General features: G+C 71.8%; 24 protein-coding genes. 15 read left to right on the plus strand and 9 right to left on the minus strand.

Annotated features, from left to right (window positions below):
* Positions 1-63 precede the first annotated feature (63 nt).
* The gene (locus JAN01S_RS00855; RefSeq protein ID WP_157075539.1) at positions 64-1,218 is read right to left on the minus strand and encodes an LOG family protein; all 1,155 of its coding nucleotides are present in this window, start codon (positions 1,216-1,218) and stop codon (positions 64-66) included.
* Positions 1,219-1,479: 261 nt separating this feature from the next.
* Here JAN01S_RS00855 and JAN01S_RS00860 point away from each other — a divergent pair, with 261 nt between their 5' ends.
* Positions 1,480-3,060, plus strand: coding sequence for a cell wall-binding repeat-containing protein (locus JAN01S_RS00860; RefSeq protein WP_068312224.1), 1,581 nt, complete (start codon positions 1,480-1,482; stop codon positions 3,058-3,060).
* Between the two features lie 28 nt (positions 3,061-3,088).
* On the opposite strand, the gene JAN01S_RS00865 is transcribed toward JAN01S_RS00860, so the two are convergent.
* Together JAN01S_RS00865 and JAN01S_RS00870 are read right to left on the minus strand one after the other, a co-directional pair.
* Positions 3,089-4,480: an aspartate aminotransferase family protein gene (locus JAN01S_RS00865; RefSeq protein ID WP_068312227.1), complete on the minus strand. Its 1,392-nt coding sequence runs from the start codon at positions 4,478-4,480 to the stop codon at positions 3,089-3,091.
* A complete protein-coding gene (locus tag JAN01S_RS00870; protein WP_068312230.1) occupies positions 4,477-4,935 on the minus strand; it encodes an Lrp/AsnC family transcriptional regulator in 459 nt (152 codons plus the stop codon). Before JAN01S_RS00870 ends, JAN01S_RS00865 begins: the two co-directional genes overlap by 4 nt.
* A 170-nt stretch (positions 4,936-5,105) precedes the next feature.
* On the opposite strand from JAN01S_RS00870, the gene JAN01S_RS00875 reads away from it, so the two are divergent.
* Complete coding sequence (locus JAN01S_RS00875) at positions 5,106-6,551, plus strand: gamma-aminobutyraldehyde dehydrogenase (RefSeq protein ID WP_068312233.1); 1,446 nt, start codon at positions 5,106-5,108, stop codon at positions 6,549-6,551.
* A 102-nt stretch (positions 6,552-6,653) separates the two neighbouring features.
* Here the strand turns inward: JAN01S_RS00875 and JAN01S_RS00880 are convergent, their stop codons facing one another.
* The 3 genes from JAN01S_RS00880 to JAN01S_RS00890 form a co-directional block, all read right to left on the minus strand.
* Positions 6,654-7,532: a phosphatase PAP2 family protein gene (locus tag JAN01S_RS00880; protein WP_157075540.1), complete on the minus strand. Its 879-nt coding sequence runs from the start codon at positions 7,530-7,532 to the stop codon at positions 6,654-6,656.
* Positions 7,533-7,612: 80 nt separating this feature from the next.
* The gene (locus tag JAN01S_RS00885; RefSeq protein ID WP_068312239.1) at positions 7,613-8,689 is read right to left on the minus strand and encodes a threonine aldolase family protein; all 1,077 of its coding nucleotides are present in this window, start codon (positions 8,687-8,689) and stop codon (positions 7,613-7,615) included.
* A complete protein-coding gene (locus tag JAN01S_RS00890; protein ID WP_068312413.1) occupies positions 8,686-10,884 on the minus strand; it encodes a DUF6421 family protein in 2,199 nt (732 codons plus the stop codon). Before JAN01S_RS00890 ends, JAN01S_RS00885 begins: the two co-directional genes overlap by 4 nt.
* A gap of 106 nt (positions 10,885-10,990) precedes the next feature.
* Here JAN01S_RS00890 and JAN01S_RS00895 point away from each other — a divergent pair, with 106 nt between their 5' ends.
* Genes JAN01S_RS00895 through JAN01S_RS00905 form a run of 3 tightly spaced genes read left to right on the plus strand, consistent with a single transcriptional unit; the run spans position 10,991 to position 13,285 of the window.
* Positions 10,991-12,454 (plus strand): NAD-dependent succinate-semialdehyde dehydrogenase, encoded by a 1,464-nt coding sequence (locus tag JAN01S_RS00895; RefSeq protein ID WP_068312242.1) that lies wholly within the window; start codon positions 10,991-10,993, stop codon positions 12,452-12,454.
* A 1-nt stretch (position 12,455) separates the two neighbouring features.
* Positions 12,456-12,929, plus strand: a complete 474-nt coding sequence (locus tag JAN01S_RS00900; protein ID WP_068312245.1) for a guanyl-specific ribonuclease — start codon at positions 12,456-12,458, stop codon at positions 12,927-12,929.
* Positions 12,926-13,285 carry a barstar family protein gene (locus tag JAN01S_RS00905; protein ID WP_068312248.1) on the plus strand — a complete coding sequence of 120 codons (360 nt, stop codon included), beginning with the start codon at positions 12,926-12,928 and terminating at the stop codon, positions 13,283-13,285. The genes JAN01S_RS00900 and JAN01S_RS00905 overlap by 4 nt, the downstream gene beginning before the upstream one ends.
* 70 nt (positions 13,286-13,355) lie before the next feature.
* On the opposite strand, the gene JAN01S_RS00910 is transcribed toward JAN01S_RS00905, so the two are convergent.
* A complete protein-coding gene (locus tag JAN01S_RS00910; protein WP_157075541.1) occupies positions 13,356-14,078 on the minus strand; it encodes a ZIP family metal transporter in 723 nt (240 codons plus the stop codon).
* Positions 14,079-14,095: 17 nt separating this feature from the next.
* On the opposite strand from JAN01S_RS00910, the gene JAN01S_RS00915 reads away from it, so the two are divergent.
* The 5 genes from JAN01S_RS00915 to JAN01S_RS00935 all read left to right on the plus strand — a co-directional run bounded on the left by JAN01S_RS00915 (position 14,096) and on the right by JAN01S_RS00935 (position 19,295).
* Positions 14,096-14,590: an acyl-CoA thioesterase gene (locus JAN01S_RS00915; RefSeq protein ID WP_217999980.1), complete on the plus strand. Its 495-nt coding sequence runs from the start codon at positions 14,096-14,098 to the stop codon at positions 14,588-14,590.
* Positions 14,587-15,762, plus strand: a complete 1,176-nt coding sequence (gene dxr, locus JAN01S_RS00920; protein WP_068312251.1) for a 1-deoxy-D-xylulose-5-phosphate reductoisomerase — start codon at positions 14,587-14,589, stop codon at positions 15,760-15,762. The genes JAN01S_RS00915 and dxr overlap by 4 nt, the downstream gene beginning before the upstream one ends.
* A 58-nt stretch (positions 15,763-15,820) precedes the next feature.
* On the plus strand, positions 15,821-17,155 hold the full coding sequence (locus JAN01S_RS00925) for a M50 family metallopeptidase (protein ID WP_068312253.1): 1,335 nt from the start codon (positions 15,821-15,823) through the stop codon (positions 17,153-17,155).
* A 44-nt stretch (positions 17,156-17,199) separates the two neighbouring features.
* Entirely contained in the window at positions 17,200-18,357 is a 1,158-nt protein-coding gene (ispG, locus tag JAN01S_RS00930; RefSeq protein ID WP_068312422.1) for a flavodoxin-dependent (E)-4-hydroxy-3-methylbut-2-enyl-diphosphate synthase, read from the plus strand.
* 92 nt (positions 18,358-18,449) lie between these two features.
* Positions 18,450-19,295 (plus strand): GNAT family N-acetyltransferase, encoded by an 846-nt coding sequence (locus JAN01S_RS00935; RefSeq protein WP_068312256.1) that lies wholly within the window; start codon positions 18,450-18,452, stop codon positions 19,293-19,295.
* Positions 19,296-19,301: 6 nt separating this feature from the next.
* Here JAN01S_RS00935 and JAN01S_RS00940 read toward each other — a convergent pair whose 3' ends face one another.
* Positions 19,302-20,273 (minus strand): zinc-binding dehydrogenase, encoded by a 972-nt coding sequence (locus JAN01S_RS00940; protein ID WP_068312259.1) that lies wholly within the window; start codon positions 20,271-20,273, stop codon positions 19,302-19,304.
* Between the two features lie 123 nt (positions 20,274-20,396).
* Between JAN01S_RS00940 and poxB the strand changes: the two genes are divergently transcribed.
* Genes poxB through JAN01S_RS00965 form a run of 5 tightly spaced genes read left to right on the plus strand, consistent with a single transcriptional unit; the run spans position 20,397 to position 24,826 of the window.
* The gene (gene poxB, locus JAN01S_RS00945; RefSeq protein WP_068312262.1) at positions 20,397-22,139 is read left to right on the plus strand and encodes a ubiquinone-dependent pyruvate dehydrogenase; all 1,743 of its coding nucleotides are present in this window, start codon (positions 20,397-20,399) and stop codon (positions 22,137-22,139) included.
* A gap of 10 nt (positions 22,140-22,149) precedes the next feature.
* Positions 22,150-22,539 (plus strand): DoxX family protein, encoded by a 390-nt coding sequence (locus tag JAN01S_RS00950; protein ID WP_068312266.1) that lies wholly within the window; start codon positions 22,150-22,152, stop codon positions 22,537-22,539.
* Positions 22,540-22,543: 4 nt separating this feature from the next.
* Positions 22,544-23,419 (plus strand): GNAT family N-acetyltransferase, encoded by an 876-nt coding sequence (locus tag JAN01S_RS00955; protein ID WP_068312269.1) that lies wholly within the window; start codon positions 22,544-22,546, stop codon positions 23,417-23,419.
* Positions 23,416-24,195, plus strand: a complete 780-nt coding sequence (locus JAN01S_RS00960) for an SIR2 family NAD-dependent protein deacylase (protein ID WP_068312272.1) — start codon at positions 23,416-23,418, stop codon at positions 24,193-24,195. The genes JAN01S_RS00955 and JAN01S_RS00960 overlap by 4 nt, the downstream gene beginning before the upstream one ends.
* 1 nt (position 24,196) lies before the next feature.
* Positions 24,197-24,826, plus strand: coding sequence for a M23 family metallopeptidase (locus JAN01S_RS00965; protein ID WP_068312275.1), 630 nt, complete (start codon positions 24,197-24,199; stop codon positions 24,824-24,826).
* Here the strand turns inward: JAN01S_RS00965 and JAN01S_RS00970 are convergent.
* Positions 24,810-25,769 carry an EamA family transporter gene (locus JAN01S_RS00970; RefSeq protein WP_068312278.1) on the minus strand — a complete coding sequence of 320 codons (960 nt, stop codon included), beginning with the start codon at positions 25,767-25,769 and terminating at the stop codon, positions 24,810-24,812. The two genes, JAN01S_RS00965 and JAN01S_RS00970, sit on opposite strands and share 17 nt — an antisense overlap.
* Positions 25,770-25,821 lie beyond the last annotated feature (52 nt).

The raw sequence follows: 25,821 nt of genomic DNA on the forward strand, positions 1-25,821 counted from the left end.
GTGTGGCCGACCATCCAGGGTGTAGCCAGCCACACTTTGTCGGGCGTGGGGGAGCGGTGGCGCTCAGGCCAGGATGATCGCCGCGGCCTCCTCGGGCGTGGCGACGAGGTGCAGCGCCTCACCGAGGGGCCGGCCGGTGCCGAGGGCGCGCAGGGCGGGCCACACCGGCAGCGTGTCGGTCCAGTGCTCGAGGCCGACGAGCACGAGCGGCGGCATCGGCTGGTCGTCCGGCGCGTAGTAGAGCGGCGTCGCGGCCTGGAAGATCTCCTGCACCGTCCCCGCCGCGCCGGGCAGCACGACGAGCCCGCCCGTGCTGCGCGCGAGCAGCACGTCCTCGCGCAGCGCGTTGGAGAAGTACTTCGCGATCCCGTCGCAGAAGACATTGGGCGGCTCGTGGCCGTAGAACCACGTGGGGATGCCGAAGCTGCGCGCGCCGCCGTCCGCGACGTCGAGGTCCTCGCGGACCGAGAGCGCCAGGGCCGCCCAGTCGTCGATCGACGGACGGAAGGAGGGCACCTCCGTCAGCCTCGCGAGCGCCGCCTCGACGTCTGCGGGGGAGTCCGCGATCGCGCCGAGGTTAGCCGCCTCCATCGCGCCCGGTCCACCGCCGGTGAGCACGGCCCGATCCGCGGCGGCGAGGGCGTGGCCGAGCCGGGCGGCGTCGGCGTAGTCGCTGCTGCCGCGCTCCAGCGCGTGCCCGCCCATGACCCCCACGACGTCCAGCCCGTGCAGGGCCTCGACGAGCGCGTCATGGACGGCGTCGTCGTGGACCGCGCGCAACAGGGTCGCCCAGGCGTCGTGCTGGGTGCGCGCCTCCCGGCTCCAGGCGTAGGCCCGGGCGTCCACCGTGGTCTCGTAGCCCGCCTCGGCCATGCCCCCGTACAGGTCGAAGGGGGTGTACAGCCGCGCGCGGAAGGGGTGGACCGGGCACGTCGGGTCCGGCGGGATGATCACGGCGCCGCGGGCGACGAGGTCGCGGGCCAAGTCGTCGGGCACCGTGCCGCCGAGCACGACGAGGCCATGGACGTCGGCCCGGGTCAGGTCCTCGGCATGCGGTTCGAGGTCCAGGCCCTGCACGCGCCAGCCGGACAGGCCGCCCCCGGCGTCCGTCAGCGCCCGCAACTCGTCGTCGTCGTGCACCTCGCGGAAGGCCGGATCGTCGGCCCGCCGACCGAGCCGGTCCTGGGTGGGGTGCGGCCGCGTCTCCCGGGTGGTCATGGCCGTCACGCTAGCCGGATCGCCCCTTCCGGCAGCCCGGCGACAGGCGTACATTTGGCAGCCACGGTTCGTGCCCGTCGGCTCGTGACCACCGCGTCCGCGGATCGCCCGAGGGAGGGCCCGATGTCCGTCGCATCCCGATTTCGCAGACTCCTGCTACCGGTCGTTGCCGCGCTCGCACTCGTTGTGAGCGGGCTGGCGACGACTGGGCCGGCACGTGCAGCAGACCCGACCGGCGACCTTCGGTTCAAGGTCGAGCGGGTGGCCGGTGCCGACCGCTGGAGCACCGCGGCGGCGGTCTCCCGTGAGTTCTTCGACCCGGGCGTCCCGGCGGCGTTCGTCACGACCGGCCGGGCCTTTCCCGATGCGATCGCGGCCGGACCCGCCGCCGCGGAGGTCGGCGCTCCCGTCCTCTTCTCCCAGCGCACCTTCCTGCCCAACGCCACCATCGCCGAGCTCCAGCGGCTGCGGCCGCAGCGGATCTACCTGATCGGCGGCACGAGCGCCCTGACGGAGGCCGTGCGGACCCAGCTGTCGGGCCTGACGGCCGGCTCGGTCACGCGTATCGGGGGAGCCGACCGGTGGGAGACGGCCGCGCTCGTCTCGCGGCGGTTCTTCCCGGCTGGCCCGGAGAACGTCTACGTCGCCACCGGGCGTGCCTATCCCGATGCGCTCACCGGTGGTGCGGCAGCCGGCGTGATGTCGGCACCGATGCTCCTCACCGACCGGGGTGCGGTGCCGCCGGCCCTGGCCGCCGAGCTGAGGCGTCTGGACCCGGACCGCATCCTGCTGCTCGGCGGCACGGCTGCCGTGTCGGACGCGACAGCGGATGCCTTGCGCTCGATCGCGACGGTGGAGCGGGTCGCCGGTGCGACGCGCTACGACACGGCGGTGGCCATCTCACGTCGGGTCTTCAGCAGCGACCGGCCGACGACCTTCTTCGCCACGGGCCGCAACTTCCCCGACGCCCTGGCGGCAGTCGTCCCTGCGGGGATCACGCGCGGCCCGATCCTGCTGGGCATCGGCAACGGCCTCTACCCCTCGACCCGGGGCGAGATCCAGCGGGTCAGCCCGCGCACGGCCTACCTGGTCGGTGGGCCCGACGTGGTGGGCCCGGAGGTGGCCAAGCACGCCCAGCGGATCGTCGGTGCGTGTTGGGTCGGCAACAAGATGACGACGAGCTCGACCCAGGTGATCTCGCAGGTCTCGGCGTCACCCAAGCAGATCGCCTTCACCCTCGACATGGGCGGACGACTGGAGCCGGCCCGTGACATCGTCGCCTACCTCGCGGACAACCAGGTGTGCACGACCTTCTTCCTCGCCGGTGCCATGGCCGACACCGCCGAGGGGCGGCGGGTCATGGCCGACATCGGCAAGCACCCCGAGCTCTTCGAGGTGGCCAACCACACGTGGCACCACTGCGACCTGGTCAGCGGTGGCGGTGGCTCCCCGAGCGCGGCCCCGTGCCGGCGGAGCATGACGAGCAGCTTCATCCGCAGCGAGTTGACGTCGACCGACCAGGTCATCCGCTCCGGGACCGGCATGAGCCCCCGCCCCTACTGGCGCCCTCCGTACGGATCGCACAACTCCTTCGTCCGGCAGCACGCGGCGGCGGTGGGGTCGACGAAGACGATCATGTGGAGCCGGGACACCATCGACTGGGACCCGGCGACGACGACATCACAGATCGTCTCCCGCACCACGAGTCCGCGCCCGTCGTCGGGCACGATCGTGCTGGCGCACCTCGGCGGCTACCGCACCCTCGACGCACTGCCGCAGATCGTGAGCACGTTGCGGGCCGACGGCTACGTCTTCACCACGGTGTCGGACATGAGCGACTGACCTCGACCCGAGCGGCGGCTCCGGTCGGTCACAGGTGGTTCTGCGCCTCCGTGAGCACCGAGCGCAGCCGCTGCTCGATGTCGTCGAACTCGGCCTGGCCGATCGTCAGTGGGGGAGCGAGCTGGACGACCGGGTCGCCGCGGTCGTCGGCGCGGCAGTAGAGACCGGCGTCGAAGAGGGCCTTGGAGAGGAACCCACGCAGCATCGACTCGGACTCGGCCTCGTTGAAGGTCTCCCGCGTCGCCTTGTCCTTGACCAGCTCGATCCCGTAGAAGTAGCCCTCGCCGCGCACGTCGCCGACGATCGGCAGGTCGTGCAGCCGCTCGAGGGTCTTGCGGAAGGCCGGCGCATTCTGCTTCACGTGGTCGTTGAGGCCCTCGCGCTCGAAGATGTCGAGGTTGGCCAGGGCGACGGCCGAGCTGACCGGGTGACCGCCGAAGGTGTAGCCGTGGGCGAAGGAGTTGGTGCCCTCCTTGTACGGCTCGAAGAGCCGGTCGCTCGCGATCATCGCGCCGATGGGCGAGTAGCCGGAGGTCATCCCCTTCGCGCAGGTGATGATGTCGGGCACGTACCCGAAGTCGCTGCACGCGAACATCGAGCCGATGCGGCCGAAGGCGCAGATGACCTCGTCGGAGACGAGTAGCACGTCGTACTCGTCGCAGATCTCGCGGACCCGCTCGAAGTACCCGGGGGGCGGCGGGAAGCAGCCGCCGGCATTCTGCACCGGCTCGAGGAAGACGGCGGCGACGGTGTCGGGGCCCTCGAACTCGATGGCCTCGGCGATCCGGTCGGCGGCCCAGCGGCCGAAGGCCTTGGGGTCGTCGCGCAGCTCCTCCGAGGCCCGGTAGATGTTGGTGTTGGGCACCTTGTGCGCACCGGGCACCAGCGGCTCGAAGTCCTCCTTGAGCGGCGGCAGGCCGGTGATCGACAGCGCGCCGTGCGGGGTGCCGTGGTAGGCGATCGAGCGGGAGATCACCTTGTGCTTGCGCGGCTTGCCGGTGAGCTTGAAGTACTGCTTGGCCAGCTTCCACGCGGACTCGACGGCCTCGCCGCCACCGGTGGTGAAGAAGACCCGGTTGAGGTCGCCGGGGGCGCCCTGGGCCAGGCGCTCGGCGAGCTCGATCGCGGCCGGGTGCGCGTAGGACCAGATGGGGAAGAAGGCGAGCTTCTCGGCCTGCTTCATCGCCGTCTCGGCGAGCTCGGTGCGGCCGTGGCCGACCTGGACGACGAAGAGGCCGGCGAGGGCGTCGATGTACTCGCGCCCGGTGTCGTCCCAGATCTTGTGCCCCTCGCCGCGCACGATCGTCGGCACGTGCCCGCCCTGCTCGTACACGGAGTGGCGGGTGAAGTGCATCCACAGGTGGTCGCGGGCCGCCTGCTGCATGTCGGTGCCGAGGGCGGTGGTGGGCGGTTGGGTCATCTGGTCCCCCAGTTGTAGTGCTGCTTGTTGAGCTTGAGATAGACGAAGGTCTCGGTGGAGCGCACACCGGGCAGGGTGCGGATGCGCCCGGTGAGCAGGGCGAGCAGCTCGTCGTCGTCCTCGCAGACGATCTCGGCGAGGACGTCGAAGCTGCCGGCGGTGGTGACGACGTAGGAGACCTCGGGCATGGCGGCGAGCGCGTCGCCGACGGGCCGCAGGTCACCGTCGACGGAGATGCCGATCATCGCCTGACGGTGGAAGCCCACCTGGAGCGGGTCGGTCACCGCGACGATCTGCATCACCTCGGCGTCGAGGAGGCGTTGCACGCGCTGTCGAACCGCCGCCTCGGACAGTCCGACGGCGCGTCCGATCGCCGCGTACGACTGGCGTCCGTCCTCCTGCAGGTGCTCGATGATCTGCTTGCTCATCTCGTCGAGCTGGACGGACGCGGACATGTCGCCATCGTGGCCCCATCGCGCTCCGATGGCAAGCCGGGGCCCACGGAATCCGTATCGTGGGGACGGATCAGCAGATGTTTTCCAACTTTCACGCTCGGGAGGCTGTCGATATCCCCCTTCGCGCACTATGGTCGGGATCACATTTCCCGATCGGAAGGACCCCTGTCGTGACCCAGCCCCGGACCCTGCGCAACTTCGTCGGTGGCGAGTACGTCGACGCCTCGGGCGACGCGAGCACCGAGCTGGTCAACCCGGCGACCGGTCAGGTGGTCGCCCACGCGCCCGTCTCGACGCAGGCCGACGTCGACGCCGCCTACGCGAGCGCCGACCGGGCCTTCGCCGAGTGGGGCGAGACGACGCCGGGCGAGCGCCAGAGCGCGATGCTCAAGTTCGCGGACGCCCTCGAGGCGCGCGCGGACGACCTCATCCGGATCGAAGGGGAGAACACCGGTAAGCCGCACGCCCTCACCGCCTCCGAGGAGGTCCCGGTGATGTGCGACCAGCTGCGCTTCTTCGCCGGCGCCGCCCGGGTGCTCGAGGGCAAGTCCGCGGGCGAGTACATGAAGGGCCACACGAGCTGGATCCGCCGCGAGCCGATCGGCGTCGTCGGCCAGGTGACCCCGTGGAACTACCCGATGATGATGGCCGCGTGGAAGATCGGCCCGGCCCTCGCGGCCGGCAACACGGTCGTGCTCAAGCCGAGCGACACCACCCCCGAGACGACGCTGCTCATGGCCGAGATCGCCAGCGAGTTCCTGCCCGCCGGCACCTTCAACGTCATCACCGGTGACCGCGACACCGGTCGGATGCTCGTCGAGCACCAGACCCCCGGACTCGTGTCGATCACCGGCTCGGTCCGCGCCGGCCTCGAGGTCGCCGCCTCGGCCGCCAAGAACCTCACCCGCGCCCACCTGGAGCTCGGTGGCAAGGCGCCGGTCGTCGTCTTCGACGACGCCGACATCGAGGCCGCCGTCGAGGGGATCGCCACCGCGGGCTACTTCAACGCGGGCCAGGACTGCACGGCGGCCACCCGTGTCCTCGCGGCCCCCGGCATCCACGACGACTTCGTCGCCGCGCTCGCCGAGTTCGCCCGCGACAACGCCAAGGTCGGGATGCCCGACGACGACGACGCGCTGCTCGGCCCGGTCAACAACAGCAACCAGCTGGAGCGGGTCGCCGGGTTCATCGACCGGCTGCCCGACCACGCCACGCTCGCGCAGGGCGGGGAGCGCCTCACGGCGATGGGCGACGGCTTCTTCTACGCGCCGACGGTCGTCTCGGGCCTGCAGCAGGACGACGAGGCGATCCAGGACGAGATCTTCGGGCCGGTCATCACCGTCCAGCGGTTCACCGACGAGGATCAGGCCGTGGCCTGGGCCAACGGCGTCGAGTACGGGCTGGCGTCGAGCGTGTGGACCAGGGACTTCGGTCGGGCGATGCGCATGAGCAAGCGCCTGGACTTCGGCTGCGTGTGGATCAACACCCACATCCCGCTCGTCGCCGAGATGCCGCACGGTGGGTTCAAGCGATCCGGCTACGGCAAGGACCTGTCGATGTACGGATTCGAGGACTACACCCGCGTCAAGCACGTCATGGCCAACATCGAGAGCTGACCGCCCCCTTCCGACGAAGAGGCTGCATTGCCCTATGGCAATGCAGCCTCTTGACGTCAAGACACTGCATTGCCATAGGGCAATGCAGACCGGGAGGTCCGGTCAGTGCAGCTGGAGCTCGCGCTCGGGGCGGGTGGGCTGCCCGGCGACGCGGGTGGACCAAGCCACCGAGAGTGGCTGGATGTTGGTCAGGCTCGGCTTCGGCAGGTCGAAGGGGTGCGTCCGCAGCCAGACGGCGGCCGGGACGGGCACCGGCTGCGGCCGGGCCGCGGGAGCCGGCTCGGGCTCGGGACGGCGGCGGGGGAGCGCGTAGGTCCAGCCGAAGGGCAGGCCCCGCGCCGCGACCGCGCGGTCGACGTCGACGATGACCCGCAGCACGAGCCCACCGGCGAGCAGACCGGCGATGAGGTCGGTGGGCCAGTGGAACCCGAGGTAGAAGGCGACGACGGTGGCATTGAGGGCGATGAGCCCCACGAGCCAGTTGAGCCGGCTGCGCAGGCGCATGTCGGGACCGGCATATCCGCGCAGCAGGTACGCGGCGGCACCGTAGATGAGGATCGCCTCGGCCGCGTGGCCCGAGGGGTAGGCGATGCCGTACCACCCGTGCGCCAGCACGCCTCCCTCCCAGAACCCCCCGTCGCCCGCGGCGGGTGCGGTGCGACCGAGGAGCACCTTCATCCCGCCGATGCCGACGTAGAAGCCGATCTCGGCGGCCGCCACGATTGCCAGCGGATGCCAGGTGCGGTGCTTGTGGGCGAGGAAGAGCGCGACGGCCAGCAGGACCGGTAGGCAGACCGCCTGACCGGCCACGGCATTGGGCACCTTGTCGAGGAAGGTCGCCCAGTTGGGGGTGTACTGCTTGGCCCAGTAGCCCTGGAGCATCTCGTCCCACGGGCGAAGGGGGCCGGCGGCCAGCGCCGTGAAGACGACGAGCACACCGGCGAGAACCGGTGCGCTCGTCAGTCGGGGGAGGCGGGCCACCCTTCAGTTGTAGTTGAACAGTCTGTGTACTTCCTGTGCACACGGCCGATTTCGGCGAAGTGTGAGCAAGCCGACAGCCGTCAGCGCAGTTCGGCGCGCACCGCCTCGACGAAGCGGTCGACGTCGCTCTCGGTCGTGTCCCAGGCGCACATCCACCGGACCTGACCGGTCGTCTCGTCCCAGAAGTAGAAGCGGAAGGAGCGCATGAGCCGCTCGCTGGCCTCGCGCGGCAGGACCGGGAAGACGGCGTTGGCCTCGACCGCGTGCGGCAGCTGCAGCCCGTCGATGTCGGCGACGCCGTCGGCCAGACGTCGGGCCATCGCGTTGGCGTGCTCGGCATTGCGCCGCCACAGGTCGCCATCGAAGAGCGCGAGCAGCTGCGCCGAGACGAAGCGCATCTTGCTCGCCAGCTGCATCGACTGCTTGCGCAGGAAGGTCGCGCCGGCTACCCGGTCGGGGGAGAGGACGACGACCGCCTCGGCGAGCATCGCCCCGGCCTTGGTGCCACCGAGCGAGAGGATGTCAACCCCGGCATCGCTCGTCAGCTCGCGCAGCTCGACCCCGAGGGCAGCCGCGGCGTTGGACAGGCGCGAGCCGTCGAGGTGCAGCACCCAACCGCGCTCGTGGACGAGGTCGGCGATCGCTCGGATCTCGTCGGGCGAGTAGACCGTGCCCACCTCGGTCGAGTTGGTGATCGAGACGACCCCGATCTGCGCGAAGTGCTCGTCGCCGGCGCGGTCCGGGTAGGCGCGGATCAGCTCCGGCGTCAGCTTGCCGTCCGGGGTGTCGATGACGTTGACCTTGAGCCCGCCAACGCGCTCGGGGGCGGCGGCCTCGTCGACGTGGATGTGCGCGCTGCTCGTCGTGAGCACGGACCCCCAGCGGGGCGTGCACGCCTGCAGCGCAAGGACATTGGCGCCCGTGCCGTTGAAGACCGGGAAGACCTCGACGGTCGTGCCGAAGACCTCGGTCAGCACGTCGGTGAGCCGCGCGGTGTACACGTCCTCGCCGTAGGCGACCTGGTGGCCACCGTTGGCGGCGACGAGCGCGGCGAGCACCTCCGGGTGGATGCCGGCGTAGTTGTCGCTGGCAAAGCCCCGGGAGGACGGGTCGTGCAGAGGGGCGAAGGGGGAGGCCTGGGTGCTCGTGTCGGTCACGCGGACATCCTGACAGCCTCGGTGTCACGCTCCGCGGCGCGCGGGTCGTGCGTCCCGGTGATGCCGCGAGTGGACTCGATGACGGGTGCCAGCTTCTTGCGCAGGGCCTCGTAGAAGACGTTGAGCGGGAACTCGTCCGGCTGGACGAGGTCGGTCAGCCCCTTGGGCGGGCCGTCGAGGGGGAGGTGCTCCGCCCCCTTCGCCCACGCCGACGCCGGGTGCGGCGCGACATAGCCGGCGATGAAGCCGTGCGCGGCCATCCAGTGGCCGACCCGCGAGCGGTCGATGCCGTCGCGGTAGAGCGTCTCGACCTCGTCGGACAGGGCGACGACCGCAGCCGGGACCTGCGCCCAGTCGAAGGTCAGGGTGTTGTCGGTCCAGCGCAGCGCGCCACGCTTGTGCAGCCAGGCGAAGAGCAGCTGCCCGCCGAGGCCGTCGTAGTTGCGCACCCGGTCACCGGTGACGGGGAAACGGAAGAGGCGGTCGAAGAGGATCGCCAGCTGCACCGAGCGGGCGTACGGGTGGCCCTCGTGGGCCAGCTGCACGCACTGGCGGAAGGTGTTGAGGTCGCAGCGCAGCTCCTCGAGGGCGTACATCCAGAACGGCATCCGCTGCTTGATCATGAAGGGGTCGAAGGGCAGGTCGCCGTGGCTGTGCGTGCGGTCGTGGATGAGGTCCCACATCGCGAAGGTCGCCTGCGCCACCTCCTGGGAGGCGACGAGGCGCTCACCCTCGGGCGGCAGGTCGAGGCCGAGGACGTCGGCGGACGCGGCCGTGACGCGGCGGAAGCGCGCGGCCTCGCGGTCGCAGAAGATCGCCCCCCAGTGGAAGGTCGGCACCTCGCGCACGGCGACGGTCTCGGGGAAGAGCACGGCCGAGTTGGTGTCGTAGCCGGGCGTGTGGTCGATGAAGCGCACCGGGAGGAACATCGGGTTGTCGTAGCGCGCCTCGACGTCGGCGAGCCACTGCGGCCACATGACGTCGAGCAGGACGGCCTCGAAGACGCGGTCGAGGTTGCCGTTCTGCGTGTACATCGGGAAGACGACGAGGTGCTCGGCGCCGTCGACCCGGTGCTGGTCGGGGCGGAAGGCGAGCAGCGAGTCGAGGAAGTCCGGCACGCCGAAGCCGCCGTCGACCCACCGCTGGAGATCCACCGGCAGGGCGGCCAGGTAGTCCGCGTCGTGTGGGAAACGCGGGACGAGCTCGGCGATCCGCTCGACCATCGTCGCGACGAGCGCGGTGGCGCGCTCGCGGTCGGCGTCCTCGCGCAGCGACCCGTCCTTGGTCTGGAGCAGCCGCAGCTCCTCGACCGCCGCCTTGAGCGCGCGCCAGGCCGGGTCATCGGCCCCCACCACGCTGGTCTGGGTCCCACGTTCCGCGTGGGCGGTGCGCAGGCCGTCCGCGGCCGGAGCCTCGAGGCCCTGCGTCCCGTTCCCCGCCCACGTCACGAGGTTGACCCACAGCTCCTCGTGGTCGAGCTCGCCGATCGAGTCGTCGCCGACCAGGTCCGAGTCGGCGAGGACGACCACGCGCCCGGCGCCGTGCTCGAGCGTGACCGCGAGCGGCTGGCCGGCGGGGTGGGCGCTGGCGGAGCTGCGTGCGAGGACGCGTGCGCCCGGCGCGCCGGAGACGTCGATGGTGCCGGCGCGGTAGAAGCACACCTCGCCGATCCCGGCCATGACCCCCTGTCCCGGACCGGCGCCGGTCTCGCCGAGGACCCAGGTCGCGTTGCCCAGGTGGCGCCGGCCGCCGTCGGCGCGTTCGTGGACGAGGGTGGAGACGATCCGCAGGCCGAAGGGAGCGAGCAGGTCGTTGAGGTTGTTGCCGTGGGCGTCGTGGTCGCACTCGGCGAGGACGACGAGACCGCCCCCCTTCGCCACGTGCTCGGTGACCACGGTGATCTCGCCGGGGGAGAGGGCCGGGGGCAGGTCGCCGGCGACGCGCTCGCTGGAGGCAGCGGCGGGGTGGGCGATGACGAGGACGTCAACGTCCGCCAGGGCCGCGGCCGTCAGCTCACCGTCGGTGTGCGCGAGGACCTCGGTGCCGCGCTCGCGCAGCACTGCGGCGGCGCGGGCCAGGCTCGCGTCGCCGGGGTTGGCGGGGTTCATCCGCTCGGCGACGGTGGCGTCGAGCGACCATGCGCTGCTGTGCGCCTGGTCGAGGAGGACCCGGGCGAAGGGGGTCGTGACAGTCATGGCGGCCTCCGAGGGCTTCGGCGGGAAGTTCATCGGTACAAGCGTGTCAAAACCGGAGGATTTACGCCAGTCGCACCGCGGGGCCGTTGGTCGTAACGTAGGGCCCATGGCAGCCGTGACGCAGAAGTCAGCCCTCGAGTACGCACCCACCCAGCTCTTCGTCGGAGGTCGGTGGCGTGACGCCGGTGAGGGAGCCACCTTCGCCGTCTCTGACCCGGCCACGGGCAAGACGCTCGTCGAGGTCGCCGACGCGACCGTGGCCGACGGCAAGGCCGCGCTCGACGCCGCCGTCGCCGCGCAGGCCGAGTGGGCCGCGACCGACCCGCGGGCCCGGTCGGAGATCCTGCGCTCGGCCTTCGAGCTGCTCACGGAGCGGGCGGACACCTTCGCCATGCTCATGACGCTCGAGATGGGCAAGCCGCTGGCCGAGGCCCGCGGCGAGGTGACCTACGGTGCCGAGTTCTTCCGCTGGTTCGCCGAGGAGGCCGTGCGCATCCACGGACGCTACGCCGTGGCCCCGTCGGGCGGCACCCGCCTGATGACGATGAAGCAGCCCGTCGGCCCCGTCTTCGCCATCACGCCGTGGAACTTCCCGCTCGCCATGGGCACCCGCAAGATCGGGCCCGCCATCGCCGCCGGCTGCACGAGCGTCGTCAAGCCCGCCCACGAGACCCCGCTGACGATGCTCGCCCTGGCCCGGCTGCTCGAGGAGGTCGGGCTGCCCGCCGGTGTGCTCAACGTCGTGCCGACGACGTCCTCCGGCGAGGTGAGCGAGCCGATCATCCGCGACCCGCGCCTGCGCAAGCTGACCTTCACCGGGTCCACCCAGGTGGGCAAGAAGCTCGTCGAGCAGTCCTCCGAGCAGCTGCTGCGCACGTCGATGGAGCTCGGGGGCAATGCCCCCTTCGTCGTCTTCGAGGACGCCGACCTCGAGCGCGCGGTCGAGGGCGCGATGCTCGCCAAGATGCGCAACATCGGCGAGGCGTGCACGGCCGCCAACCGCTTCATCGTCCACGAGTCCGTCGCCGACGAGTTCGCCACCGCGCTCGCCGACCGGATGGGTGCGCTGTCGATGGGCAAGGGCACGACGAAGGGGGTCGACGTCGGCCCGCTCATCACGGAGAAGGCGCGCACCGGTGTCGCCGAGCTCGTCGACGACGCGGTCGCGCAGGGCGCCCGCGCCCTCGTCGGTGGCGAGGTGCCCTCGGGCAAGGGCTGGTTCTACCCGCCGACCGTCCTCACCGACGTCCCTGCGAGCGCGCGCGTGCTCACGGAGGAGATCTTCGGTCCGGTCGCGCCGATCACGACCTTCCGCACGGAGGACGAGGCGGTCCGCCTCGCCAACTCCACGGAGTACGGCCTCGTCGCGTACGTCTTCACCGAGCACACCGCCCGGACGATCCGGGTCGCCGAGGCGCTCGAGTTCGGCATGGTCGGCATCAACCAGGGCATCGTCTCCAACCCGTCCGCCCCCTTCGGCGGGGTCAAGCACTCCGGCTTCGGGCGCGAAGGGGGATTCGAGGGCATCGAGGAGTACCTCGAGACCAAGTACGTCGGCCTGGCGCTCTGACGTGTCGCGGACCTGGCGCAACCGGCTGCAGCTGGTCGGGGGCCTGCTCCTCATCCTGCTCGCCGCGTGGATCGTCGTCGCGGGCGGCTCCGGCGGTGACTCGGGGGGCTCCGGCGACGGCGGGGCCACGAGCGCGACGTCCGAGACCCGTTCTGCCGCACCGTCGTCGGGCGGTGCCACCCCGGACTCGGGCCTGGCGACGATCGCCGAGTCCGCGCTGCCGCCGGAGGGTCGCGAGACGCTCGAGCTGATCCGCTCCGGCGGGCCCTTCCCGTACGACCGCGACGGGATCACCTTCCAGAACAGGGAGGGGATCCTCCCTTCGCAGCAGCGCGGGTACTACCGCGAGTACACGGTGCCGACGCCCGGCGAGGACGACCGCGGCGCACGCCGCATCGTCGGCGGCGAGGCCGGCGACCGCTACTACACCGACGACCACTACGACAGTTTCCGCCAGATCGAGGAGGGGCAGTGATCCACATCGAGGCCGCGGGTGTCGACGGGCTGCTCGCCCGTGCCGTCGCCGGGACCGACCACGTGCACCTCGTCGACGGGGGCGCGGACCGCGAGGAGATCTACGACCGCTTCGCCGAGGCGCTGCTCTTCCCCGAGTGGTTCGGCCGCAACCTCGACGCGCTCCTGGACTGCCTGCGCGATGTCGCGGACCGGCACGACCACCCGTGGACCCTCGTGTGGCGCCCGGGACGGCACGACGCCCCCGACCCGCACCTCGAGACCGAGGGCACCGGGACCGACCCGGGCGTGCTCGAGGTCCTGTCCGACCTCGACGGCGAGTACCCCGACCTGAGCATCGTCGTCGCCGACCGCTGAGTGCGCATCTCCCCGGGGAGATGCAACCTCTCGACGTCAAGACTCTGCAGTGCCGTAGGGCAATGCAGAGTCAGGTGAGCTTGGACAGGCCGGCCGCGAGGGCGAAGCCGACGACCGTGGCGAGCCCGGCGGCCGCGCCCGCCTTGGACCGCGCCTCCGGGATCATCTCGTCGACGAGCATGACGAGCAGCGCGCCCGCGGCGAAGCCGTTGATGACGCTCGCGCCCGTCTCGCCGGACACATCGGCGAGCGCGTAGCCGCCGAGGGTCGCGAGCGCGCAGACCCCGCTGACCCCGGCCCAGAGCAGCAGGATCGCCCGCCGGCTGCGCTCACCTCGCATGTCGGCGGCGGAGCCGATCGCCTCGGGCAGGTTGGAGATCCACACCGCGACGAGCAGCGCGACGCTCACCCCGCCGCCCGAGGCGAGCCCGATGCCGAGCACGGCCTGCTCGGGGATGCCGTCGAGGAAGGCACCGAAGGCCAGCCCCGTGCCGCCGCCCTCCTCCCGCTCCGGGTGGCCGCGGTGCCGCCGGGCGCCGAGCGACTGGATCGCGAGGTTGCCGCCGGCGAAGGCGACGGCTCCCAGGGCGATGCCGACGGCGACCGGGACCGGGCCGCCCGCCTGCAGTCCCTCCTCGGCGAGTTCGAAGGCCACGGAGGCGATGAGCGCGCCCGCGCCGAAGGCGAGCACGAGCCCGACGAGCCGCCCCGGCCAGCGACGTGCGACGCCGAGCAGCGCGCCGACGAGCAGCGACGAGGCGGCGAGAGCGCCCCACATGAGTGCATCGGTCACGCTGACATGATGGCCCGGTGACGACACCCACCGACACCCGCATCACGCTCTCCCGGGTCATGTCCCAGGCCGAGGCCAACCTCCTGGGCAACGTCCACGGCGGCAACATCATGAAGATGGTCGACGACACGGCCGGCGTCTCGGCCAACCGCTTCGCGCAGGGCCCGGCCGTGACCGCGGCGATGGACGAGATGGCCTTCCTCAACCCCGTGCGGGTCGGGGACGTGCTCCACGTGAGCGCCCAGGTCAACTGGGCCGGTACCTCGTCGATGGAGGTCGGCGTGCGGGCCGAGGTCGACCGCTGGGACGCCGTGATCGACCGCGTCCACGTCGCGAGCGCCTACCTGGTCTTCGTCGCCGTCGATGCCGAAGGGGGGACCCGTCCCGTCCCCGAGCTGGCGATCGAGACCCCCGAGGAGCAGCGCCGCTTCCGCGAGGCGGAGATCCGTCGGGCCAACCGGCTGGCCCGCCGTGAGGCGATCGCCGACAGCCGGCGCGGGGCCGACGCATGAGCACCCGCGTCACGCTCCTCGGGTCGACCGGGTCGATCGGCACCCAGGGCCTGCAGGTCATCGAGGCCCACCCGGACCGCTTCGAGGTGGAGGTGCTCTCCGGAGGAGCCAACATCGCGCTGCTCGCCGAGCAGGCCGCGCGTCATCTCCCTTCGCTCGTGGCGGCCGCGACCGGCACCCGCGAGGAGCTGACCGCGGCCATCGCCGCCGCGGCGGACGCCGCCGGGGTCACCGGGTACGCCCCCGAGGTCGTCGTGGGGGAGGAGGCCGCGACCGAGGCGGCCGCGGCGCCGACCGACGTCGTGCTCAACGGCATCACCGGGGCGATCGGGCTGCGCCCGACCCTGGCCGCGCTGCGCTCCGGTGCCCGGCTCGCCCTGGCCAACAAGGAGTCGCTGATCATCGGCGGCCCGATCGTCAAGGACCTCGCGGCACCGGAGCAGATCGTGCCCGTCGACTCCGAGCACTCCGCGATCGCGCAGGCACTGCTCGCCGGTCGGGCCGAGGAGGTGCGCCGGCTCGTCGTCACCGCGAGCGGCGGGCCCTTCCGCGGGATGGGCCGGGAGGCGCTGCGTGACGTGACTCCCGCGCAGGCGCTCAAGCACCCCAACTTCGCCATGGGGCGGGTCATCACGACCAACTCGGCGACCCTGGTCAACAAGGGGCTGGAGCTCATCGAGGCGCACCTGCTCTTCGACGTGCCGATGGAGCGCATCGACGCCGTCGTGCACCCGCAGCAGATCATCCACTCGATGGTCGAGTTCCACGACGGCGCGGTCATCGCGCAGCTCGGGCTGCCGACGATGCTCGCGCCCATCGCGCTCGGGCTGTCGTGGCCCGAGCGGCTCACCGACGTCGAGACGCCGGTCGACTGGACGCAGGCGCAGGACTGGCGATTCGAGCCGCTCGACGACGAGGCCTTCCCCGCGGTGCGCCTGGCGCAGCAGGTCGGCGCGGCGGGCGGGACCCACCCCGCGGTCTACAACGCGGCCAACGAGGTGGGCGTCGACGCCTTCCACGAGGGCGCCTGCCGGTTCACCGACATCGTCGACACGATCGCCGCGGTCGTCGACCGCCACGACGACGCGGCCTTCGACGCGCACTCGGTCGACGGGGTGCTCGCCGCCGATGCCTGGGCGCGCGACGAGGCGCGGTCGATCCTGCGGGGGTGACCCCCCTTCGCCCTGCTCGTGCCCCGGAGGCCACCGGTGCGCGTGAGACGATGGATCCATGCTCTACGTCCTGGGGGTCCTGCTCGCGGTGCTCGGCATCGGGCTGTCCATCGCGCTGCACGAGATCGGCCACCTGGTCCCCGCCAAGCGCTTCGGCGTACGGGTGCCGCAGTACATGGTCGGCTTCGGCCCGACGATCTGGTCGCGCCGGCGCGGTGAGACCGAGTACGGCGTCAAGGCGATCCCCCTGGGCGGCTACATCCGGATGATCGGGATGTTCCCCCCGGCCAAGGACCAGGCCGAGGGCACGATGCGCAGCTCGAGCACGGGCCGGATGAGCCAGCTGATCGAGGAGACCCGCCAGCAGGCGCTCGAGGAGGTCCAGCCCGGCGACGACGGGCGGATGTTCTACCAGCTGCCGATCTGGAAGCGGATCGTCGTCATGCTCGGCGGACCGGTGATGAACCTGCTCATCGCCCTCGTGCTCTTCACCGGCATCTTCACGCTGCACGGCATCACCGTCACGACCCCGACGATCTCGTCGGTCAACGAGTGCGTCGACATCAAGCAGATGGGCCAGCAGGCCGCCACCGAGTGCACCGACGACATGCCGGTCGCCCCGGCCAATGCCGCGGGTCTGAAGCCCGGCGACACGATCACCGCCATCAACGGCGCCCCCGTGACGACGTGGACCGATGTGCGCACCGCGATCCGCGACAACCTCGACGAGCCCCTGACGATGCAGGTCGAGCGCGACGGGGCGACCCGCACCCTCACCGCCGACCCGATCGTCCTCGACATGCCCGTCTACACCGACGACGGCCAGGTCGAGCGCGACGCGAGCGGCGAGCTCGTCACCGAACGGGCCGGGTTCCTCGGGGCCAGCGGCAGCCGTGAGGTCGAGCAGCAGCCCATCACGGCCGTGCCGGGTCTCTTCGGCGACGCCCTGGCCGACACCTACGGCCTGCTCGTGAAGATCCCGCAGAAGCTCGTCGGCGTCGCGGAGGCCGCCTTCGGCAGCGCCGAGCGCGACCCCAACGGCCCGATGTCGGTCGTCGGCGTCGGCCGCGTCGCTGGTGAGGTCGCCAGCTCCGACGTCTTCGGTGACACGAGCGACAAGGCGATCCTGCTGCTCAGCCTCATGGGTTCGCTCAACCTCGTGCTCTTCGCCTTCAACACGATCCCGCTGCTGCCGCTCGACGGCGGGCACGTCGCCGGCGCCCTGTGGGAGGCGGTCAAGAAGGGCTGGGCCAAGGTGCGCGGCCTGCCCGACCCCGGCCCGGTCGACGTCGCCAAGGCGATGCCGCTCGCCTACGTCGTGGCGGTGGCCTTCATCGGCATGACCCTGCTGCTCGTCTACGCCGACATCGTCAAGCCGGTGCGGCTCACCTGAGGGGTCCAGCGGACATCCAGCATCCGGGACGCATAATGGAGGGCATGAGCGTCTCCCTCGGAATGCCCAAGGCCCCGGCCCCGGTGCTCGCGCCCCGTCGTCCCACCCGCCAGATCAAGGTCGGCTCGGTCGGTGTCGGCAGCGAGTCGCCGATCTCGGTGCAGTCGATGACGACGACGCTGACCTCGGACGTCAACACCACCCTCCAGCAGATCGCCGAGCTGACCGCCGCCGGCTGCGACATCGTGCGCGTGGCCTGCCCGAGCCAGGACGACGCCGACGCCCTCGCCGAGATCGCCCAGCACAGCCAGATCCCGGTCATCGCCGACATCCACTTCCAGCCGAAGTACGTCTTCCAGGCGATCGAGGCCGGCTGCGCCGCCGTGCGCGTCAACCCGGGCAACATCCGCAAGTTCGACGACCAGGTGAAGGAGATCGCCAAGGCGGCCAAGGACCACGGCACCTCGATCCGTATCGGCGTCAACGCCGGCAGCCTCGACAAGCGCCTGCTCGAGAAGTACGGCAAGGCCACCCCCGAGGCCCTCGTCGAGTCCGCGGTCTGGGAGGCGAGCCTCTTCGAGGAGCACGACTTCCACGACTTCAAGATCTCGGTCAAGCACAACGACCCGGTGACCATGGTGCGCGCCTACGAGCTGCTCGCCGAGGCCGGCGACTGGCCGCTGCACCTCGGTGTCACCGAGGCCGGGCCCGCCTTCCAGGGCACGATCAAGTCGGCCACCGCCTTCGGTGCCCTGCTGTCCAAGGGCATCGGCGACACCATCCGCGTCTCGCTCTCGGCCCCGCCCGTCGAGGAGATCAAGGTCGGCCAGCAGATCCTGCAGTCCCTCGGCCTGCGTCCGCGCAAGCTCGAGATCGTCTCCTGCCCCAGCTGCGGTCGCGCGCAGGTCGACGTCTACAAGCTCGCCGACGAGGTGACGGCCGGCCTCGAGGGCATGACCGTCCCGCTGCGCGTCGCGGTCATGGGCTGCGTCGTCAACGGCCCCGGGGAGGCCCGCGAGGCCGACCTGGGTGTCGCCTCCGGCAACGGCAAGGGGCAGATCTTCGTCAAGGGTGAGGTCATCAAGACCGTGCCCGAGTCCAAGATCGTCGAGACCCTCATCGAGGAGGCCATGCGGATCGCCGAGGAGATGGGCGAGCCGATCGACGGCGAGGACTCCGGCGCGACCGTCACGGTCGGCTGACCTACCCGGCCCACCCGGTGGGCGCGGACGAGGGACGAAGGGGGTGACCCCCTTCGGCGCCCGGCGCGGCCGCCCGTCACTAGGCTGACGGGGTGTTGCGCACCCGCCACCCGACGAGGCTCCTGGGGATCGACGACGTCGACGCCGCCCTGGACCTGTGCGCGCGTGACCCTGCGGCGCACGTCTTCGTCGCCAGCCGCATCCTCGACGGCGGCCTGGGTGCGGGCTCGACTGCCGCGTACGGCTGGTTCGAGGACGGGCGGTTGGAGTCGCTCGTGTGGACCATCGCCAACGTCGTCCCGGTCGAGACCACCCCGGCCAGCTGGGCCCCGCTCGCGGCCCAGGTGCGCAAGGTGCGCCGGCGCTCCGCCTCCTTCCTCGGCCCACGGGACGAGGTGCGCGGACTGTGGCAGTCCGCTGGCCCCGACTTCCCGCCCCCGCGCGCGATCCGCGCCGAGCAGCCCCTGCTGTCGACTGCCGTGCCCCCGTCGCGACGGGGAATCACGCTCGACCCGCGGGTGCGTCCGGCCGCCCTCGACGAGGTCGACCTCGTCCTGCCCGCGGCCGAGCACATGTTCACCCAGGAGATCGGTTACCGGCCCTACACCGGTAGCCCCGCGTTCTACCGCGACTCCATCCGACGCCTCATCGCCGCCGGCCGCACCTACGTCGTCATCGAGGGCGGTGAGGTGATCTTCAAGGCCGACGTCGGCTCGGTCGCCCTCGGCGCGTGCCAGATCCAGGGGGTGTGGCTCACGCCGCGGCTGCGGGGTCGAGGTCTGGCCGCGAGCCTCATGGCCACCGCCCTCGAGCAGGCGATGCTCGACCATGCGCCGCTCGCGACGCTCTACGTCAACGACTACAACGCCCCGGCCCTGGCGACCTATCGCCGCATCGGGATGGAGCGCGTCGGGACCTTTTCGACGATCCTCTTCTGAGGGCGCTCAGAGGGTGAAGACGATCTTGCCCACGTGCTCGCCCTCGATCATCTGGGCGAAGCCGTCGCGTGCCTGCTCCAGCGGCATCTCGGCGTGCACGAGCGGGCGCGCGCCGGTCGACCGGAGCAGCTGGACGAGCTGGTCGAGCTCGTCGCGGGTGCCCATCGTCGACCCGATGACGCTCAGCTGGAGGAAGAAGACGTGGGTGAGCATGGCGTCGTCGACCTGAGGGCCGCTCGTCGTACCGGAGATGACGATCCGGCCACCGGGCCGCAGGGAGCGGACTGAGTGCTCCCACGTCGCCCGGCCCACGGTCTCCATGACGGCGTCGACCTTGACCGGCAGCCGCTCGCCGGAGGCGAAGACCTCGTGGGCGCCGATCTCGAGGGCGCGGTCGCGCTTGTCCTCGTGGCGCGTCGTGGCGTAGACGCGCAGCCCCGCGGCGCGGGCCAGGGTGATGAGCGCCGTCGAGACGCCACCACCGACGCCCTGCACGAGCACGCTCTCCCCGGGGCGCAGGCCACCGCGGACGAAGAGCATCCGGTAGGCGGTCAGCCAGGCCGTCGGCAGGCAGGCCGCCTCGACCATGCTCAGGCCCTCGGGCTTGGGCACGAGGTTGCGGCGGGGGACGACCACGGTGTCGGCGAAGGTGCCCTGGTAGCGCTCGGAGAGCAGCGAGCGTCGGGGGTCGGTCGTCTCGTCGGCGCCGGTGAACGCCGGGTCGTTGATGACCGCGTGGATGACGACCTCGTTGCCGTCCTCGTCGACGCCGGCGGCGTCGCAGCCGAGGATCATCGGCAGGGCGTCGGCCTTCAGGCCCTGTCCGCGCAGGGACCACACGTCGTGGTGGTTCAGCGCCGCGGCCCGCACGCTCACCCGGGCCCAGCCCTCCGGCGCGACGGGGTCGGGACGCTCCCCGACGACCAGACCGGCCAGCGGGTCCTCGCGGTTGATGCTCTCGGCGTACACGGCGCGCATGGATGCGGTCCTCTCGATCGGGTACGCCCCACTCTGCCAGCCGGGCCGGTCACGCGACAGGTGAGGTTCCACCGAGCGGGGTAGCGTGGTGGGCACCGGCTCCACCCGTCGTCAGGAGAGAGCATGGGCACGATCGCCGACAACGTCATCGCCAGCCTGCGCGCCAACGGGGTCACCCGCGCCTACGGGGTGCCCGGGGACTCGCTCAACGGCTTCACCGAGGCCATGCGCAAGGACGGCTCGATCACCTGGCGCCTCGTGCGCCACGAGGAGTCGGCGGCCTTCGCCGCCGCGGCCGATGCCGAGCTGACCGGTGAGCTCGCCGTCGTCCTCGGCAGCTGCGGTCCCGGCAACCTCCACCTCATCAACGGGCTCTTCGACGCCCAGCGCAGCCGCGTCCCGGTCCTGGCGATCGCGGCGCAGATCCCCAGCGCCGAGATCGGCAGCGGCTACTTCCAGGAGACCCACCCGCAGAACCTCTTCCAGGAGTGCAGCGTCTACTGCGAGATGGTCTCCGAGGCCTCGCAGATGCCGCGCATGCTCGAGACGGCGATGCGCGCGGCGATCCAGGAGCGGGGCGTGGCCGTGCTCGTCGTCCCCGGTGACGTCGCCCAGGCCGAGGCCGGCGACGACCGGGTGACGGTCGTCGAGCGCGCCCGCGCGCGCGTCCTGCCGAGCGAGGACCAGCTGCAGCGGGCCGCGGAGATGCTCGGCTCGTCACGCCGCACCACCCTGCTCGTCGGTGCCGGCGCCGCCGGGGCGAAGGGGGAGGTGCTCGCCCTCGCGGACGCCCTCGCCGCACCGGTGGTGCACACCCTTCGCTCCAAGCAGGAGATCGAGGGGGACAACCCCTTCGACGTCGGCCTCACGGGCCTGCTGGGATTCGCCTCCGGGTACCGGGCCATGGAGGAGGCCGAGACCGTCCTCATGCTCGGCACGGACTTCCCGTACCGGCAGTTCTACCCGCAGGGTGCGCGCTTCATCCAGGTCGACCTGCGCGGTGAGCACCTGGGGCGTCGCGTGCCGCTCGACCTCGGCCTCGTCGGTGACGTCGGCGAGACGATCCGCGCCCTGCTGCCGCTGCTGCAGCGGTCCGGCGACCGCAAGCACCTCGAGGAGTCGGTCAAGCACTACGGGCGCACCCGCGCCAAGCTCGACGAGCTCGCCGAGCCGCCCAAGGAGGGTCTCCTGCGGCGCAAGCACCAGGCGATTCATCCCCAGTACCTGGCCCGGCTCGTCGACGAGATCGCCTCCGACGACGCCGTCTTCATCCCCGACGTGGGATCGCCCGTCGTCTACGCCGCGCGCTACCTCGAGTGCCGCGGAGACCGGCGGCTCATCGGCTCCTTCATCCACGGGTCGATGGCCAATGCGGTGCCGCAGGCCATCGGCGCCCAGCTGGCCCAGCCGGACCGGCAGGTCGTCACGCTCAGCGGTGACGGGGGACTGGCGATGCTCATGGGTGAGCTGCTCACCGTGCGCCAGCACGACCTGCCGATCAAGATCGTCGTGCTCAACAACTCCTCGCTCAACTTCGTCGAGCTGGAGATGAAGGCCGCCGGACTGCCCGGCTTCGGCACCGACCTGGACAACCCGGACTTCTCGCAGGTCGCGCAGGCGTGCGGCATCCGGGGCTGGCGAGTCAGCGAGGCCGCCGACCTCGAGGGCGCCCTGCGCGAGGCCTTCGCCCACGACGGCCCGGCGCTCGTCGACGTCGTCACCGAGCGCCAGGAGCTGACGATCCCACCCGCGATCTCCGCGGAGCAGGTCAAGGGCTTCACCCTCTACGCATTGCGTACCGTGATGTCCGGTCGTGGCGACGAGCTGCTCGACCTCTCCCGCGTCAACCTGCGCCAGATCCTCTGACAGGAGCACCGTGTCTCGACCCGACCTGCCCACCACCGGCCTGGCCGTCCTCCTCATCGGCGCCGGTGCCATGCACCTCGTGCGACCCGAGGTCTACGAGCCGATCATCCCCGCGCCACTGCGCGGCCGTGCCCGAGAGCTCGTCCTCGCCTCCGGTGCTGTCGAGATCGCCTGCGGCGCAGGGCTGCTCGTGCCGGTCACCCGATCGGCCGCCGGGTGGGCGAGCGTCGCGCTCCTCGCCGGTGTCTTCCCCGCCAACGTGCAGATGACCATCGACCACGGGCGCCGTGCGCAGCGCAAGGGCACGCCGCAGGCCGCCGGGTTCTTCGCCGGGACGCTCGCCCGGCTGCCCCTGCAGTGGCCGCTCATCAGGACTGCACTGCGGGCAGCCCGGGGTTGAGCGCGTGGGCACGCTCGAGTGGTCACCGACGACGGAGGACGACCTCGATGCGCTCGTCCGCCTCGGTGCGGCCTGCCTCGAGCGTGACGGCGGGCTGCCCGACCTCGCCGACCGCGACCACCTGCGCAGCACCCTCCTCACCGACCTGGCGATCTGCGGCCGGGACGAGCTCGGTGACGTCGTCGCCGCGGCCGCCCTCGGCCTCGACGCCGCCGGAGGCCGCACGGCCACCGGCCTGATCGACCCCGCCGCGATGGGGCAGGGGATCGGGCGGGAGATCGCCGCCTGGGTCGTCGGCCAGTCGGTCGGTCCGGTCCGGTTCGTCCTCGACTCGGTCAGCCCCGAGGCCGAGACGCTCTTCGCCGAGCTGGGCCTGCACCGCGTCTTCGCCGAGGCGGTCATGCGCCACGGGCTCAAGCACATCCCCTTCGTCCGTCGGCCGGAGGACGTGGTCACGTTGCCCTTCACCGACGACACGTCCGAGGCCTTCCACCACGCCTATGCCGCGTCCTTCGCCGACCAGCCCGGGTACGACGAGGGCAGCTCGCGCGCCTGGGGGCGGTGGCTGCGGGAGCAGCGCGGGTTCCAGCCCGAGGACTCCCGCGTCGCGATGGACCGCCGCGGTCACGTCGCCGGATTCGTCACCCTCTCCGACGGCTGGATCGAGGAGGTCGGCGTCGTGCCGGAGTGGCGCGGCCGGCGCCTCGGTGCCCACCTCGTCGCCCGGTCCCTCACCGCGCTGCAGGCCAGGGGCGCGCAGGAGGTCTGGCTGGCCGTCGGGTGCGACAACCCCGCCCGGTCCCTGTACGAGAGGCTCGGCTTCCGCAACCGTGGCACCCGCGCCCTGTACGAGCAACCCATGACCCAGGAGGACGCTTGACCATCGCCGACGAGACACCGACCACCGTGCCCGAGAGCGTGACGGATGCGGTCCGTGGTGCCCGCCGCGTGCTCGTGTTGTCGGGGGCCGGGATGAGCGCCGAGTCGGGGGTGCCGACCTTCCGCGACGCGCAGACCGGGCTGTGGGAGCAGTTCGACCCCAGCGAGCTGGCGACGGCCGAGGCGTTCCGGCTGGATCCTCCCTTCGTCTGGGCCTGGTACGCGTGGCGGATGCGTCTCGTGCGCGACGTCGAGCCCAACGCCGGTCACCGGGCGCTCGCCGAGCTCGCCGACCTGCGGGAGGTGACGATCGCGACGCAGAACGTCGACGACCTCCACGAGCGCGCCGGCTCCTCCGTCGCGGCCCACCTCCACGGCTCGCTCTTCGAGCTGCGCTGCAGCGAGTGCGCGACCCCCTACGCCGGCGACGTCGAGCTGCCCGCCGAGCCCGTCGAGCGGATCGACCCGCCCACCTGCCCCCGGTGCGAAGGTGAGGTCCGTCCCGGCGTCGTGTGGTTCGGCGAGATGCTCCCGGTCCCGGCCATCGAGGCCACCGAGCGGGCCATCGAGGCACTGGAGCCGGGCGACGTCGTGCTCGTCATCGGCACCTCCGGCATCGTCTACCCGGCAGCCGGCTACCCGGCGATGGCGCTGGCCGAGGGCGCGACCGTCATCGAGATCAACCCGGCGGACACCGAGATCAGCGACATGTGCCACCACCACGTGCGCGGGCCGGCCGCCCAGGTGCTGCCGCGGGTCGTGGAGGCGGTGCGCTGACATGGAGCCGGTCGTGCTCGACCTGCCCTTCCGCGGGCGGTGGCGCGCCGAGATGAGCCCGGCGCGGCGGGTGCCGAGCCACGGCACGACCCTCTTCGGGATGAGCCACGCCATTGACTTCGTCGCCGTCGACCCGCGCGGTCGCAGCGCGCGCCGGGGGTGGCGCTCGCTGGTCGCGACCGAGCCTCCCGAGCGGTTCGTCGGTTTCGGTGCCGAGCTCCTGGCGCCGGTGGCCGGCGAGGTGCTGCGCGTCCACAACGGCGAGCCGGACCACGAGGCGCGGAGATCTCCCTTCGCCCTGCTGCCCTACGCCCTGACCCAGGCGAGCCGGGTGCGCGAGGGACACCACGCGCTCGCGGGCAACCACGTCGTCCTCGGCGTCGGCGAGCACGTCGTCGTGCTGGCCCACCTGCGGCAGGGCAGTGTGAGGGTGCGCGTGGGGCAGACCGTGGTTGCCGGTCACGTGCTCGGGGAGTGCGGCAACTCCGGCAACTCCACCGAGCCACACCTCCACCTGCAGGTCAGTGACACGATCGAGTGGGGACGGGCGCAGGGGGTGCCGCTTGCCTTCCGCCTCGCCGACGGGATCCGGGTGCCGCAGGAGGGTGAGGTCGTCAGCGCGCCGGACTGACCTGCGTGTGCTCGAGGGACTCCTCGTGCACCTCGAGGCGGATGTCGCCATGGCGTGCAGCAGGAGTCCCCTTCGTACGCACGGTCCGCGACGCCCAGAGCACCCCACCGACCACGAGCACGCCACCGAGGAGCTCGAGCGGGGCCGGGGTCTCCCCGAGCACCAGCCAGGCCAGCGCCAGACCGGTCACCGGGACGAGCATGGAGAAGGGGGCGACCGTCCCCGACGGGTGGCGCGCCATGAGCCAGGTCCAGATGCCCGACCCGAGGACGGTGGCGAGCAGGGTCGTGTAGGCCAGCCCGAGCCAGGCGGGGATCGCGGCGACCGACCACGAGTCGGCGAGGGCAGCGGTGATCTGCTCGGGGCCCTCGACGAGGAGCGAGAGCAGGAGCAGGGGGAGCGGGGGGATGACGGTCATCCACATCGTCAGGTGCAGCGGTCGCGGTGCCGCCGCCAGGCGTGAGGCCAGGTTGCCGAAGGCCCAGCCGAGACCGGCGAGCAGCGTCAGGACGAAGGGGAGGAGCCCGGCCTGGGCGTCGAGCCGCTCGGACCCGACGACCGCCATGCCCAGGGCGGCGACGCCGACGCCCGCTGCGGCTCGCGGCGAGAGGCGCTCGCCGAGCAGCACGGCGCCCAGCACGACGGTGAAGGGAGCCGAGCTCTGCAGGACGAGCGAGGCGAGCCCGGCCGGCATGCCGACGTCCATGGCGAGGTAGAGGAAGGCGAACTGAAGGATGCCGAACCCGATGCCGTAGCCGACGAGCCAGCGGGTCGGCACCTGCGGGCGGGGGACGAGCAGCACCGTCGGGACCGCCAGCAGCAGGAAGCGCAGCGCCGCGCAGAGGAAGGGCGGGAAGACCTCGAGCGAGGCGTGGATCGCGATGAAGTTGGCGCCCCAGAGGACGGCGACGACGACGGCGAGGAGACGGTGACGGATGGGCACGCCTCGATGGTGCGCCGGAGGAACGTGCAGGACAAGCGAAGAATCATGATGT

Source organism: Janibacter anophelis NBRC 107843 (assembly GCF_001570945.1).
Lineage (GTDB): Bacteria > Actinomycetota > Actinomycetes > Actinomycetales > Dermatophilaceae > Janibacter > Janibacter anophelis.

What these genes read in the sequence shown, in the direction of transcription:
- JAN01S_RS00855 (WP_157075539.1), bottom strand. Translation starts at nt 1,218, where the DNA reads ATGACCACCCGGGAGACGCGGCCGCACCCCACCCAGGACCGGCTCGGT.
- JAN01S_RS00865 (WP_068312227.1), bottom strand. Translation starts at nt 4,480, where the DNA reads ATGACCCAACCGCCCACCACCGCCCTCGGCACCGACATGCAGCAGGCG.
- JAN01S_RS00870 (WP_068312230.1), bottom strand. Translation starts at nt 4,935, where the DNA reads ATGTCCGCGTCCGTCCAGCTCGACGAGATGAGCAAGCAGATCATCGAG.
- JAN01S_RS00890 (WP_068312413.1), bottom strand. Translation starts at nt 10,884, where the DNA reads ATGACTGTCACGACCCCCTTCGCCCGGGTCCTCCTCGACCAGGCGCAC.
- JAN01S_RS00895 (WP_068312242.1), top strand. Translation starts at nt 10,991, where the DNA reads ATGGCAGCCGTGACGCAGAAGTCAGCCCTCGAGTACGCACCCACCCAG.
- dxr (WP_068312251.1), top strand. Translation starts at nt 14,587, where the DNA reads ATGAGCACCCGCGTCACGCTCCTCGGGTCGACCGGGTCGATCGGCACC.
- JAN01S_RS00925 (WP_068312253.1), top strand. Translation starts at nt 15,821, where the DNA reads ATGCTCTACGTCCTGGGGGTCCTGCTCGCGGTGCTCGGCATCGGGCTG.
- ispG (WP_068312422.1), top strand. Translation starts at nt 17,200, where the DNA reads ATGAGCGTCTCCCTCGGAATGCCCAAGGCCCCGGCCCCGGTGCTCGCG.
- JAN01S_RS00940 (WP_068312259.1), bottom strand. Translation starts at nt 20,273, where the DNA reads ATGCGCGCCGTGTACGCCGAGAGCATCAACCGCGAGGACCCGCTGGCC.
- poxB (WP_068312262.1), top strand. Translation starts at nt 20,397, where the DNA reads ATGGGCACGATCGCCGACAACGTCATCGCCAGCCTGCGCGCCAACGGG.
- JAN01S_RS00965 (WP_068312275.1), top strand. Translation starts at nt 24,197, where the DNA reads ATGGAGCCGGTCGTGCTCGACCTGCCCTTCCGCGGGCGGTGGCGCGCC.